The following is a 13455-nucleotide window of genomic DNA, read 5'->3' on the forward strand; positions in this document are numbered from 1 at the left end:
TTTGTAAAAAAACAACTCTTTTGTTCTAGTACTAAATCTTTTTATAAATTTTTAAATTCTTTTCTTTAAATTCTTTTCTTTAAATTCTTTTCTTTAAATTCTTTTCTTTAAATTCTTTTATACTATTTATATATAAAATAGTGCTATATATTGTATAATATGCTATATATTGTATAATATGCTATATACTTGAAACTAAAGGAGGGGCATATTAGTTAAGATAATATTCCTATATTTTTTATTAAGGAGACTAATATGAAAAAAATATCAAGTGCAATTTTTACAATAACTTTTCTTGTTCTTATCAACTGTAAAAGCGATACTAGAAAAGCTATTAATTCAATACAAATCCTAAAAATTTACTTCCTTTGATGGGTTGATTAATGGCTTTCTAAGCCTTAAGTCAAATCCCAAAAAATCTGAGGTAAAAGATTATTTTAATAGCATGGCTAAAACATTAAATAAGTCCAAAGACAAACTTGCTAAATTCATTAGTGAAAAAGATGGCAAGACAACCGAGGGAAAGAATACTGATACTACTAAAGAAGATAATAGCACAGTAAACCCTATTGATGATGAAATAAGTAAAATTAACGATATGATGAGAAAAATGATAGGTGCTGCTAATACCATTGTTGAAAATGTAGCCGAAACCGTAACTGAAGCTATGGGAGAAGTTGTCGAGGTTAAGAGTATTGGTAATGTAGCAACCAAAGCCGATGTAAAAAGTGTTGTTGAGATTGCTAAAGGAATAAAGAAGATTGTTGAAGCTGCTGGTATTGCTGATAAATTAAAAGTTGAAGCCGATAAATCTACAAAGCCAATCAGCGAAAGAAAGTAACAACAAGGAAGCGGGCAAGATGTTCTCTGGGAAGCAGGGTGATAAAGGTGGTCTAGTTTTTGATGAAGTCATTTTCCACACCTGAGATTGGAGGAGAAGCTAATCCATTTGATATTAAAAAGGCCACTGAGGCTATTAAAAATGTTAGTGGAGAACAGATATTAGGATCTATTGTTGCTGCTGCTAAGACTGTTGAAAGTGGTGGTGAGGAGCCAAAGGGGAAGAATGCGTATGAAGCTACAAATCCGATTGAAGCTGCCATTGGAGGAAATGACGATTCGGATGCTACTGCATTCAAGGGTAATATGGAAAAAGATACTCAGATTGCTGCTGCTATTGTTTTGAGAGGAATGGCTAAGAACGGGAAATTTGCTGTGAAAATGGGTCGAAAACCAAGTGGTGATGGTGATAATATTAGATCTCTTGTTAATAATGCTGCTAATAAAACTGTTGAAGCTTTATCTAAGTTAGTACTAGAAGCTATTAATGAAAGCTTAACAAAAATAGCCAAGAATAGCCTTTAAGTTATATAGTAAAAATTATTATAATAATCCAAAAGTCTACCCTTAATAAAGGGTAGACTTAGCGTTTTACTAAAAATTAAAAAGGATTTTTAGCCTATAATTTACATAAAAATTTAGGGGTATAAGCTTATAAAATTAATTTATTTATTTTAAATATGCTTTTCATAATATCCCAAAATTCCTCTGGTAAAAAGATAATAAATTTCAAACTAAAAATAAATTTTCAATAATGACACTCAAACAAATAAAATATCTTCTCATAGACTTTTAAGATACTATTTTTAGATTGTTAATAAATTTAAACAACATAATGATCGAATTCTAATAACAATCAAACTGCTATGTCTATAATATTAAATTTAGTAATAATATCAATAGATTATTATTAATGGCATATGCTTTTAAAAGAATTGCATTTAAAAGTAATTAATGTAAGATTTCCAAAAATTTCCTTTTACACAACTTTAATTGACAGTTTGCTTAATAAAAAGTGCTTCATACTTATATGAATACCAGTCAACTCTTTTCCAAATACTTTTATAACTTCTTTTGATTGATTTTGGGATATATTCTGTGTAATTATAGGCTTTATTATCATTTATATATTCTATTAATTATCAACTAATATTGGCTGCTAAAATAGAAATAAATACATAGGACTAGAGGTTCATCTTCTCTTTACCAATAATACTTAATTATTGCTTAACCCCCTATTTTTGATTTGGAATCATATCTCTATTGGGGAATATTCTTTTGATATTATGATCAAAAAAGTATATTCAGAGTCAAAACAAATCTATTATTAACAAATTTAATAAAAATCAGTCAAAATAATTTTTAAAAAGTTTAAATTACTATAAAATATCTCTAAAGAAAAATATCATTATGATAATTTCAATACTCTATATTTAATTAAATATAATATTATATTTAATACTGGATTATATTGAATATTGTATTATATTTAATTTTAGATTTCAAGTAAGGAGAATATTTATGAAACATAAAATCATTGCCAGCTTATTTGTTTTTCTATTTTTAGCTTGCAATACAGATTTTAACACTATACAAAAAAACCTGAAGCATCAATCTAGTAAAAAAGGAATAAAATCCAATAAAAAATTAAAACCCAAGAAGCAAATCTAACTCAAAAAGAAGGCCCGAATCAAAAAGAAAACCACCATACAAACCCTAAAAACACATTGATTAATGATTTAAGAAATTTAATAGGCAAAGCACATGCAGATAAACGAAAAATATGAAAAAAAGTTGAAAGAAGAACCCAAAGAACAATATGGAACAGAAGCTTTTAAAACCTTGGGTTGGTCATCATCAACAGGTGAAAAGGTGGCCGCTGATACCGAGAGAGCAAGAAGATATAGAAAAAACACTTACAGTATTTTAAATACTATTGATGATAATCAATTAAGGAAATTTTCAGAAATTGTAATGCTATCAGGACAAATGCAAGGCATATTCAACGAGCTTGAAGCACTTGGATACGCTCTTGCAAACTTGACTGCTCCCTTATATTCCAAAAAAGACAATCTAGAAAAACTAGAGATTTCAAATCTAAAAAAGCTTAAAGATTCATTTGAAAAATTATTATCCATAACAACAACTGCTTCAAAAATGATGCACCAACTTTTATTAGACTATAAAAGTGATAAATATCATATAAGAACAGATGAAAATAAGCTTAAATCTCATGCAGACACACTTTACAATCAACTAGCAGAAAAAAGAAAAAAAGCAGAGAACCTAATAAATTAAATATTTTCAATTATAAATAACATTTAAATTATGTATTGAAATTATCGCAATGTTTAAGCCTATCTTCAATAAAGATAGGCTTAAACCAAAGATCATAAAGAATTTTTAACCTATAATTTATATAAACTTTGGGTGGAAATAAGTTTGTAAAATTGATTTATTGGTTTTATAAATATTCTCTTTTTATGACATCTATAATAAACTAATCTGATAAAAAAACAATGCCTTTTAAGCCAAAAATAAAATCTTCAATAATACACACTCATATTTTTAATGTTTTATGTTTGATATTCTTTATAGAAAAGAACTCTGAATAAATCCAATTATAATAATGATCACATTCATTTAGTATTAGAATTTGCTCCTCCCAATATTTAGCCTTCTAAATTCATCAATAATTCAAAGACGATATCCTAAAGATTTATAAGAAAAAATATTTTACTTATTATATAAGCATTACTTAAGCGCTTATTTTGGCTTTGAATAATATTTGATTTTCTCTGCAAAAATCTAATTTTTTAAAAAAAATTTTTAAAAAACATGGTAATACTCAATTATTGAACTAATAATTGAGTATTAAATATTCTCCTTTTTTAAAATTAAAAGAATTTATTATCAATATTTACTTCATACCATACATTCTTTTAAATTAACCTCTTATCTTTAAGGGGTTTTCTTTTTATATAGAGAAAATCAAATATTATTCAAAGCCAAAATAAGCGCTTAAGTAATGCTTATATAATAAGTAAAATATTTTTTCTTATAAATCTTTAAAATTACTGTCTTTTTATAGCTATTCATAATAAAACAAGAAGCTGTTTTTATAATACTTGATTTAGAAACATCAGATTGCTATCTGACACAAATCTCTGCAAAATATTGAAAGAAATATTTTCTAAAAAATCAATAAAAACTACTGTTACAGCTAAAATTTTTATAAATTTCAGACTTAATAGATAAAAACAGTTTACTAAAATTATTCAAGACTGCTATCATATAATAAGTTGTATAATGAAAAATAAAACTTTTATATTCTTAATATTTTTAATTAAAAATTTTGCAATATATGCTCAAAGTATAAACTATGAATTTAAACAGGCTAAGATTAAAAATCTAAAAGGGATATTTATTAATTATAAAGTCTATCTAGCAGAAAATTTAGCAATTGACAATGTAAAAACCTTAAACCATATTTCTACATTCAAAATCAATCTTGTTATTGACAAAAAAATTGCAAATTCTATTAAAAATGAGCAAGATGTAATTAGAGCCGGAAATGAATGCGGAATCTTTTTAGAATTTCAAATCAATAACCGTATATACTATGCCAAATTTTCATCAATAAAATATATTTTACAAGCAATTGAGAGTTTTACTAAAATTAAAAATACAATTAACAATTTAGAAATCAAAAATCTTGAAGGAAATGGAATTTTTTTATACAAAAATGGTCATTCATATAATTTAAAAACAGATTTTCAAGAAAAAGCAATATTTGTAAATTTTCTTGGCTTTAAAGATACTACTGGAAGGCCTTACTTTATATTTTATTATGACAATATAGATGATAAAGATAAAAATTTAAAAACAATATTAATTTCATTTGAAGAATTTCATAATGGAATAAGAGAAGGGCTATTCTTGCTGAAAAATGAAAAAGCTATACTAGAATTCATTAATTTTTCAAAAAATTAACACAATAAATAATATTAAAAACACTTTAAAGTCGATATTATAATAAACTAATATCAAAAAATTTATACTAAACGCCCTTAATCTATATCCTTTTATCAAAATGATTGTTCAGATTGGTCTTGAAAATTATTTAAATTTAAGTCAACTGCCATCAAGCAATTGAACTTTTGAATTAAAATCGTCCAAAAACTTTTTAAAAGGAATCTTATTAAAACTTACAATAACATCATTTCTGAACGCATAAATTCTAAATGCCGCTATATTATCATTCCCCAAGGCAACAAATCTTATAAATTCGCTTTCTGAAATAATAAATTTATAAATTTCTACCTTAATATTTTTTTCAGTAATCACTGTTGTGTAATCATAAGGAAAATATGAATCATAAAAATCGTTATAATAAACAACACGTTTGCTATCTTCTGAAACTAGCTCTCCTTTAGCCTCAAATCTAGTATCTGTGATTATCTTTTCAGGCTTTATTTGACTAAAATTTCTAGATTCAACTCTAACCAAAATAAAATATTCTTTTTTATTTTTCAATTTATCATATTTAATGGAAATTACAGACCTAAATATGCCATCTCTAGAATAATTTACTCCAATATCATATTGTGAATCTAATATTTGAGAAAACCTATCGTAAGCTATTTGATAAGTTTGACAAGAAACTAAAAAAAACACCAAAAGAAAATACTTTAAAATAAATTGTGAATTCATTAAAACCCCCTTAGTTTATCTTATATTTATTTTTAAAAAAATTCTCAGAAATCAGAAAATTAAAGAATATAATCAATTCAAATAAAAACATTCTAATTTTACAACTTGAATTAAAATTAAAAAACTATTATTATTAGGTGTTGTTCTAATAAAAATCAATTTAAAAGATTAGGCTATATCTAATCCCAATTTATATAAATTTCAAAGTGCATCTATAGGAGAAATCGTGTATACTGACCCAAGGTCAATTATTAATACTTACTTTGTAAAAAACAAAAAAATCTTCATTATCAACCCAATAGCTTTTAAATTTGAACTTAATTTTGAAAAAAATATTCAAACAAATTCAAAAGAGAATATAGCGCTTAAAACATTTAAAGGAGGAATGATTAGTTTACAATTAAGGTCAAATGAATTTTCTAAATTACCAAAAGATATTCTAAAGGGAGAGCTTGAATTTTATATTAACTATGTAAGTGAAGAAAAGCTCAAAATAGTTTACGATATGATGGTAGTCAAAGTTTACACAATTGATTTAAAAGCTAGTAATAAATACGAAATTTATCTAATCGAACTTAAAATACTTGGCTCTATTTATAGAAAAGAAAATATAGAAAATGCGTTTATTCCTATTATAAAAAATAACAATACTTATCTTTTTGAAAACAAAGCAAGCAACCAAAAAGTCAATTTACTACTAAAAGGTATCGACAAGACCATTGAACTTCCGTTTTTAACAAAAATCAGCTATTCAAATATCAAAACTATTAATACCGCAGACATAAAAACTAATGAAAATTTAAATGTAAGCATTAAAACAACGAGTAGAATATTACTAAATCTAAGCACAAAAATCTACGAAGAACTAATCTTAACAAATTCAAATCAAATAAAAACTATCAACAATAAACAAAAAATTCTAAAAACACTAAGATCTTTTATTGAAAATGAGAATGGATTGGGGGGCAAAATAAGATTAATCTTCTTAGAAAGAACAAATTTTTTAACTAAAAATTTAAACTTAAATAACTTAGACTTTATATTAAATGATATCAATATTATACAAGAACATAGCTGCATTAGAATTGACATCGCCTTATTAGAGCATAAAATTGAAAAAAAGTACTTAAACCAAGCCTCAAGTACAAACCCATTCCTTAAAAATATTACATTATTGTAATATTTTTTGGAAAGATAAATTGCTGCAATCTGCCTAAGAGACATAATTTAATAGCTCTTAAAAAACACTCTAACAAAAGCCATTCAAAATATAATCCAATATCCTTGAAACTAACACACAATATATAATAAAATGAAATTATGAGGTATTTATGTTAAGTATTAACGGGGTAAGACTTTATTCTTTAAAAGAATTCCAAAATATATTAGAAGATTCTTATAATCTTTCAATTAGCAAAAATACTATATCTAAAAAATCAAAAATTTTAAAATGTGCAATCCGTGTAGACAACCGTCCTTACCTTTTAGAAGATTTTTGCACATATTTCCTAATGGACTTTAGAAGACCTAAACCTATAACAAATAGCATGAAAGAAACAATTCAATTAAGAATTGAGCAAGCAAAAAAAATAATGAGCCGAAAATCTACAAGACATGAAATACAAATTGCTTCAAAAAAGATAGGTCATATTTTATAATCTATAATATTGACATTTTAAAAAAATTGCTATAAAATATAGTAAAAAACTAATTATTTTGTTTGTAATAAGGTCAGACTTTAAAATGCAAGCCAAATAATTGAAAAAGCTTCTGAAACTCCAACAAATTTAACTTCAGAAGCCAGGATAAGATAATGATAATAAAAATAAAAAATAATGTCAATACAAATTTTAATAATCTCATAACATTAGAAGAAATTATAAATCACAATCAAAAAACCGCAAGCCCTAATTTAATAGAGTTAAAACACTCAAGGCTAAAATCATATTTAACTAAAAAAAAGGCCATCTACCAACGAATACTCAAGGTATGCTGGGCAATTGAACTTAAAAACAAACAATACTTTCAATCCAACAAACTTAAAACATATTCCACGATAGAAATATACAATATAGTTAATAAATGTCTTTCAAAAGATAATAAAAAAATATCAATCAGGACTTTAGAATATGATATATCATTTTTAAACCAATTGCTATTAATAACAACCAAATTAAAACATTTAGGCAAAGATAATGGAAGCTTTGCATTTTATATGCAAAACAAAAGCCTTTGGAAACATCGCTTTACAATTATTCAGGAAGCAATTAATGCCAAAATAAAAGAATATTTAAAAGATAAAAAAATAGTATCAGATTTTTCTAAAGAAATTAACAATCCTATAAAAAAGAATAATATAAAAAATATAAAATCTAAAAACTCAATTGCAGATGAATCAATTGCAGATGTTATACCTAAAGGTATAAAAGATATAAATAAGATAAAGAATTCTATAGAAAAAGAAAACAGGGAAATAAAAAAACATTCTTACAAAGAATATATTGAAAACAGTTTAATAAAAATACACAAAATAGAAAAAATAGAAATAACAAAAATACTCAAAATAAGTAACAATGAAAAAACCTATGTAAATGCACTGAGAAACCTAAAGTTGGCAATAGAGAAATATAAAGAAGAATATAAAATAAAAGACATTTCAAATCACTTTATACGAGAATTCAAAAATAAGTATAGTAAAAAAATATGGATGATGAACGGAAAAACCGATAAAACAAACGACTTTAATGAAATTTGGGAAAAAAGATTTAAAAAAAAGTTTTTAAATAAAAATCTAAAAGAACAGTATAAAAATAGCTACGAAGAAAAAAATAAAAAAATTAATAACAACGAAAAAATATTAAGTATTTTTTTTTCTAACAACAAAGGGTTCAAAAGAATCAGCAAAATTAAAATTAATAAAAATTAATTAGTATCTCTATATAATAAAAAGTTTTTTAAGGATTTCTATTAAAAAGAATATGAAAAATTAATAGCTAAAACCCAAATCAAAAGCTTTTAAAATTAAATTGCAAACAAAGCAGTCTTATTTTATTTGTCAAGAAAAATTAATCATTTTCTTTGACAAAATGTATGTGTTTTATTACGGAAATTTGAAAAATTAGATATTCGGGAATAATAAGAACGAGTTTTATTGTTATTTTCATCCAATTTAACTTGAGAATTTTTAACCTCAGACTCTTTTTTACTCAAACATTGATAATCCAAATTATCCATATATTTCTTTTTATTAAAATTAGAAGTCCCATCTACTTTGTTTTGATCGTTATTTATTGATAAATCACAACCCAATATCAAAAAGAAAGTTAATATTACAGATAATAATGAAATAATATATTTTTTGTTCATAAATCTATTTTCCTCCAATTTTAACAATCAAAATTCGACTTACAAAAACTACAAAGCACGAGCAAAGATGTTTCAAAATCTTGAAATTAAGCATTATAATATATAGCCAATTTATTTTTTAATATAATACAATTAGTTAAAATTTATACTTTTTTAAGCATCTTAATCATAGAAAATATACTCTAAATTAAACATTTTTTAAAGCAAAATTTAGAGAAAATTATATATTCTTATAAATAAATATAAACTAATAAAAACGTAAAAATATTGTTTAATAAACCCAAAATAATGCATTAGATTATTATCATTCTTTTAAATAAAAATTGAAAATTCATCTTTGATATCCCAAACTCAAAAGAAATTTTTCAAAAGTATTTGAGTGTGTAAGACTTTGGTATAACAAAATAAAAGTATTAATAATTTATGTTGGTATAGGGGTGTAAGACAATTTTTATATAAATTAATTTTTTTATGGGTTTTATTTGTATAAAACAGACAAATGTTTTCTAGTAAGTAAACCATTTAGTGATTCTTCTGGTATTAAAAATATAGCTTTAAAAGAAAGAGACAGCTGTCATTCATTAAATAAATCGAAGATTTGTTGCTAGAATCTCTGATTTAGAAATATTGGCTTACCAATAATATCATTAAAATTTTATACTTTACATTCACAATGCAAATTTTTAGTTAATTTATGTTTTTTAGATTTTCATTTTTTCTATTTGTTATAAACTTGTTAGTTTATACGCGAAATATTTTATATTTTTTTTAAAAAAAGAAGTCCCTACCCCTAATCTTATTTGGAGAGGATTAATAGGGGTGTTGGGGACCTTTGGCAGATCGTTTTCTACCTTACATATATAATATTTTATTTTTTTAATTTTGTAAATATTATTTAATAATAATAAATAAAATTAAACGTCTTTAAGTAAAGTGTTAAATTTTGGATCTTTCTCCATGATTTTCTTTTAATTTTTTAGTTTTGCTGTTTGGTTTGGCATTCTGTTGTTGTTGTGATTGACGATCTTCAATTTTATTAATGGCTTTTAAAAGCCTTATTTGACCTTTGTTAAGGGTTTTTTTCTCATTTTTAAGCTTTAAAGAGTTTAATTTTTGATTCATTGTTTGAATTTCTTTTATTTCTTCTGAAGTTGGTTCATAATTTATCCATTTTTTATCTATCCAACCTTTTTCCCATTCGTAATAGCTTTCATTAAAATTGTTTTTGTTTTGTTCGTCGAAGTGTCTTGCTAGTGCGGCAATTATTTTTGTTCCATATTTAAGCATTTTTTCCGTCTCTGTTTTTGTAATAAATGTGTTGTAATCGTAATTTTCTCCGGTTTGCATATTAACAATATCCACTATAAGTTTAAAAGTATTTATGCAATTCATTGCAATATTTGTAGACGAAAAATTAGGATCGCTAAGGGCTTTAATATTAAGTTCATACTTTTTCTTTAAACTTATAGGAATTTTAAAAAAGTCAATTATAAAGCCATTTATTTTTGCTCGATAATTAGCTTCATATTGGGAATTTCCAAAGAAAGTTCCTTTTATGCCCTCAATTGTATGTTCATTATAGTTTATTGTTATTTCTTTTTGCATTTTTATCCTTTAAAAATATATATATAATATTAACATAATACTATGTATTAATTGATATTATATATCAATTAATATCCATTATAAATAAAAAAAATATTTTTAATTTTGTTTTTTTAATAATCTGTTATAAATTTTAATTTATCTTTAACCTTTAACCATTTATAAAAAGTCCTTAAGAGAGAAATTTCTTGGGACTTTTTATAAAATTAATAAAAAATAACAAAGAATTATACGTTTGCAGGTTCTTTAAAATTGCAGTGGGAAGGTAGGCTTGTAAAATATGTTTATTTTTAAGCGCTGAATATACTTTTTATGATATCGGCATTGTATGATTTCTAATATCAATAAGAATAGCCTTAGGCTAAAAATAAGGTTTCCAGCAATACTTATCTAAATGATTAGAATATTTTTTCCTTATAAGCCCTTAGGATATTATTTTTAGATTATTGATTAATTTAGAAGTTTGAATATTGTAAGTAAATTTCAGCGACAAATAAATTTGATTTTTATTATAATTAAATTTATTGAAAGTGCTTTTTCTCGCAAAGAGCATAAGGTAAACATTTTTTAGTACATAGAGAAGATTAGTATTTATAAATACAGAATATATTCTAATGTCAATCAGCAGAAATACTCTTCAAGAGTATTTAGATTTGTAGGATTTATATAACACAATATTAAGGCAATAAGATAGATTATTATGATAAAATAAGTAAAATCTTATTAAGTATTTAAATAAATATAAAGAAGAGCTTCTATTACTAAAAAAAGTTTATAGTTTAACTTTTTGTAATACATGGATTGGCTTAGGTTTTATATATAATAATGTTTTTAGAGAAATTGAAAGAGAGGAATAGAGCACAAGGGTTCTTAAACATAAGAGTAAGAAAATAAGCAAACTTTTAAAACTAATAGTAAAAAACACGAAAATAAACTTAAAGAATGCTAAAAAATTTATCAAAAAAACAAAGATATATTTTTACACAAATTATTTTTTTACTTTGTGGTTAATTATAGAAATATAGCAATATAGAGCGCAAGTAATTAATTTTATGTGTAAAAAAGAAGGAATGTTTGAGAACAATGTTAATAATTTAGGATGTTAGGAGCTTTTAAGACAATTGTAATATAAATCAAAATGGTTATCGATCCTTTTTGCATAAATTAGATATATATATTTCTCATCAAATAAATTATTTAGTAATAATATTAAAAATATAACTCTAAAATTAAGTTATAAAAACTAAGACAGGAATTTCACAAAGTTAAGTTTGTTGTGTGCACGCTCTTGTTGGTTTAGGGATGAGATCCTTTTTGTAAAAAGAAAGGAACTAAAAAGCCTATCATAGAATGAGACATAAAAACATTTTTATAATTTTTTATTTAGAAATAGCAGTTTGATAGTTTTTAAAACCATATCAGATTTAATTCGTTGAAAAATTTTGTAAAAGGGGCTTTATAGATAAAGATTGCAATAATTAATATATGATATAAAATAATTAATATATGATATAAAATAATTAATATATGATATAAAATAATTAATATATGATATAAAATAATTAATATATGATATAAAATAATTAATATATGATATAAAATAATTAAAAGGAAGTTAGTATGAAAAAAATAGCATTTCATATTCAAAAAGGTGGTGTTGGGAAAACTACCCTAAGCGGGAATATTGCAAGTTATTTATCTAAAGAAAGAAAAGTTATATTAGTTGATTGTGATATACAGCAAGGAAGTTCTTCTACATGGTTTCTTAATCATGAAATTCTTAAGCTGGATATTAAAGATTTTCTTTTAAAGAAGGTAGATATAGATCAGGTAGTAAGACAAATACAAAAGAATTTTTATATTTTGCCATGCGTGCCGAGTGGAACTTTTAGAAGAGATGTGCAACATGAATTGCAAGATTTTCCATATTTGATAGATGATTTTTGCTTGGAATTGGAGAAATTGGGATTTGAATTTGCGATTTTTGATTTATCTCCCAGTTTTGAGCTGTGGGAGCGAAGAATTATTCTTGCAATGTGTGAAGTTGTTACTCCACTGACTCCAGAATTTTTAAGTCTTGAGGGAATAAATATTTTCAAAGCAGAGTTTGATTCTTTGTTAAAATCTTATAGAAAAAGGGTTACACATGAGAAGATTATTTGCAATTTACTTAATAAAAGTTTTAAAAGACATAATTTACACTTGGAGCAATTTAAAACTTTTGGATATGATCTTTATGAGGTTGGACAAGATGCTAAAATAGCAGAATCTCAGTTATATAAAAAGTCGATTTTTGATTATTATCCTGAGAGTAGATCTATTTTAGAACTTTCAAGATTGGGAGATGCTTTATGCCTATAAGCAAAGAGGCTAATTTAGAAGAAATTATTAAACAAAATGTTAGCAAATCTAAATTTGCTTTTCGTGACGATGATGTTATTAGTAATAATATTTCAAACGTTAAGCCTATTAGATCAAAAATGACGATCAAACAAATAAGTGTGGGGTTGAAATATGAATATTGGATTGAATTTTATTCTATTTTAGACAAAAGGGGATTAACAGCTTCTGGTTTTATAAGAACTTTAATTATGGAATATATAGAAGCTTCTAAAAAATAATAATTTTGTTATTTAAATTTTTGATAAAAAAATAATAAGGAATTATTCCTCTATAATTTTTGTGAAATTTGGGTGGATATGAATTTATTAGTAAATAAGAGCTATTTTAGCTTTGAATATATTCTTTAATGTTATTATAGAGGTTCTCCTTCAGTAGAGATAAGTCAATAATTTTCGAATCAAAAATAAGGTTTTCGGGCTTACTTATATAAATAAGTAAAATATTTTTTAATTATAAAATCTGTGATGAAGTTACTGTCTTGAGATTATTTATAGCTTTAGAGAGTTGAATATTAGCAATGCTAATCCT

Annotated in this window: 13 protein-coding genes; 10 read left to right on the plus strand and 3 right to left on the minus strand. The window is 24.2% G+C overall.

The window, feature by feature from the left end; all coding sequences use genetic code 11:
• Positions 1–376: 376 nt before the first annotated feature.
• From LRB30_RS05900 to LRB30_RS04900, 5 genes are all read left to right on the plus strand, one after another.
• On the plus strand, positions 377–841 hold the full coding sequence (locus LRB30_RS05900) for a variable large family protein (RefSeq protein WP_273700320.1): 465 nt from the start codon (positions 377–379) through the stop codon (positions 839–841).
• A 62-nt stretch (positions 842–903) separates the two neighbouring features.
• Positions 904–1365, plus strand: a complete 462-nt coding sequence (locus tag LRB30_RS05905) for a variable large family protein (RefSeq protein ID WP_273700321.1) — start codon at positions 904–906, stop codon at positions 1363–1365.
• A 996-nt stretch (positions 1366–2361) separates the two neighbouring features.
• Positions 2362–2511 (plus strand): hypothetical protein, encoded by a 150-nt coding sequence (locus tag LRB30_RS04890; protein WP_231019895.1) that lies wholly within the window; start codon positions 2362–2364, stop codon positions 2509–2511.
• Positions 2512–2604: 93 nt separating this feature from the next.
• Positions 2605–3138 (plus strand): virulence associated lipoprotein, encoded by a 534-nt coding sequence (locus LRB30_RS04895; protein ID WP_231019897.1) that lies wholly within the window; start codon positions 2605–2607, stop codon positions 3136–3138.
• Between the two features lie 1011 nt (positions 3139–4149).
• A complete protein-coding gene (locus LRB30_RS04900) occupies positions 4150–4833 on the plus strand; it encodes a hypothetical protein (protein WP_231019899.1) in 684 nt (227 codons plus the stop codon).
• 141 nt (positions 4834–4974) lie between these two features.
• Here the strand turns inward: LRB30_RS04900 and LRB30_RS04905 are convergent, their stop codons facing one another.
• Positions 4975–5553, minus strand: a complete 579-nt coding sequence (locus LRB30_RS04905; RefSeq protein ID WP_231019901.1) for a hypothetical protein — start codon at positions 5551–5553, stop codon at positions 4975–4977.
• A 226-nt stretch (positions 5554–5779) separates the two neighbouring features.
• Between LRB30_RS04905 and LRB30_RS04910 the strand changes: the two genes are divergently transcribed.
• From LRB30_RS04910 to LRB30_RS04920, 3 genes are all read left to right on the plus strand, one after another.
• Positions 5780–6733, plus strand: coding sequence for a hypothetical protein (locus LRB30_RS04910; protein WP_231019903.1), 954 nt, complete (start codon positions 5780–5782; stop codon positions 6731–6733).
• A 151-nt stretch (positions 6734–6884) separates the two neighbouring features.
• Positions 6885–7211 (plus strand): hypothetical protein, encoded by a 327-nt coding sequence (locus tag LRB30_RS04915; RefSeq protein ID WP_231019905.1) that lies wholly within the window; start codon positions 6885–6887, stop codon positions 7209–7211.
• Positions 7212–7366: 155 nt separating this feature from the next.
• The gene (locus tag LRB30_RS04920) at positions 7367–8479 is read left to right on the plus strand and encodes a plasmid maintenance protein (protein ID WP_231019907.1); all 1113 of its coding nucleotides are present in this window, start codon (positions 7367–7369) and stop codon (positions 8477–8479) included.
• Positions 8480–8622: 143 nt separating this feature from the next.
• Here the strand turns inward: LRB30_RS04920 and LRB30_RS04925 are convergent, their stop codons facing one another.
• Together LRB30_RS04925 and LRB30_RS04930 are read right to left on the minus strand one after the other, a co-directional pair.
• Entirely contained in the window at positions 8623–8919 is a 297-nt protein-coding gene (locus LRB30_RS04925; RefSeq protein ID WP_231019909.1) for a DUF5425 family lipoprotein, read from the minus strand.
• Between the two features lie 936 nt (positions 8920–9855).
• The gene (locus tag LRB30_RS04930; protein ID WP_231014653.1) at positions 9856–10524 is read right to left on the minus strand and encodes a hypothetical protein; all 669 of its coding nucleotides are present in this window, start codon (positions 10522–10524) and stop codon (positions 9856–9858) included.
• 1620 nt (positions 10525–12144) lie between these two features.
• On the opposite strand from LRB30_RS04930, the gene LRB30_RS04935 reads away from it, so the two are divergent.
• Positions 12145–12885: a ParA family protein gene (locus tag LRB30_RS04935; protein WP_231014654.1), complete on the plus strand. Its 741-nt coding sequence runs from the start codon at positions 12145–12147 to the stop codon at positions 12883–12885.
• Positions 12876–13145, plus strand: coding sequence for a hypothetical protein (locus LRB30_RS04940; protein WP_231014655.1), 270 nt, complete (start codon positions 12876–12878; stop codon positions 13143–13145). The genes LRB30_RS04935 and LRB30_RS04940 overlap by 10 nt, the downstream gene beginning before the upstream one ends.
• Positions 13146–13455 lie beyond the last annotated feature (310 nt).

The sequence above is a fragment of the Borreliella americana genome (genome assembly GCF_021043605.1).
In the GTDB taxonomy this organism is placed as follows: Bacteria; Spirochaetota; Spirochaetia; order Borreliales; family Borreliaceae; genus Borreliella; species Borreliella americana.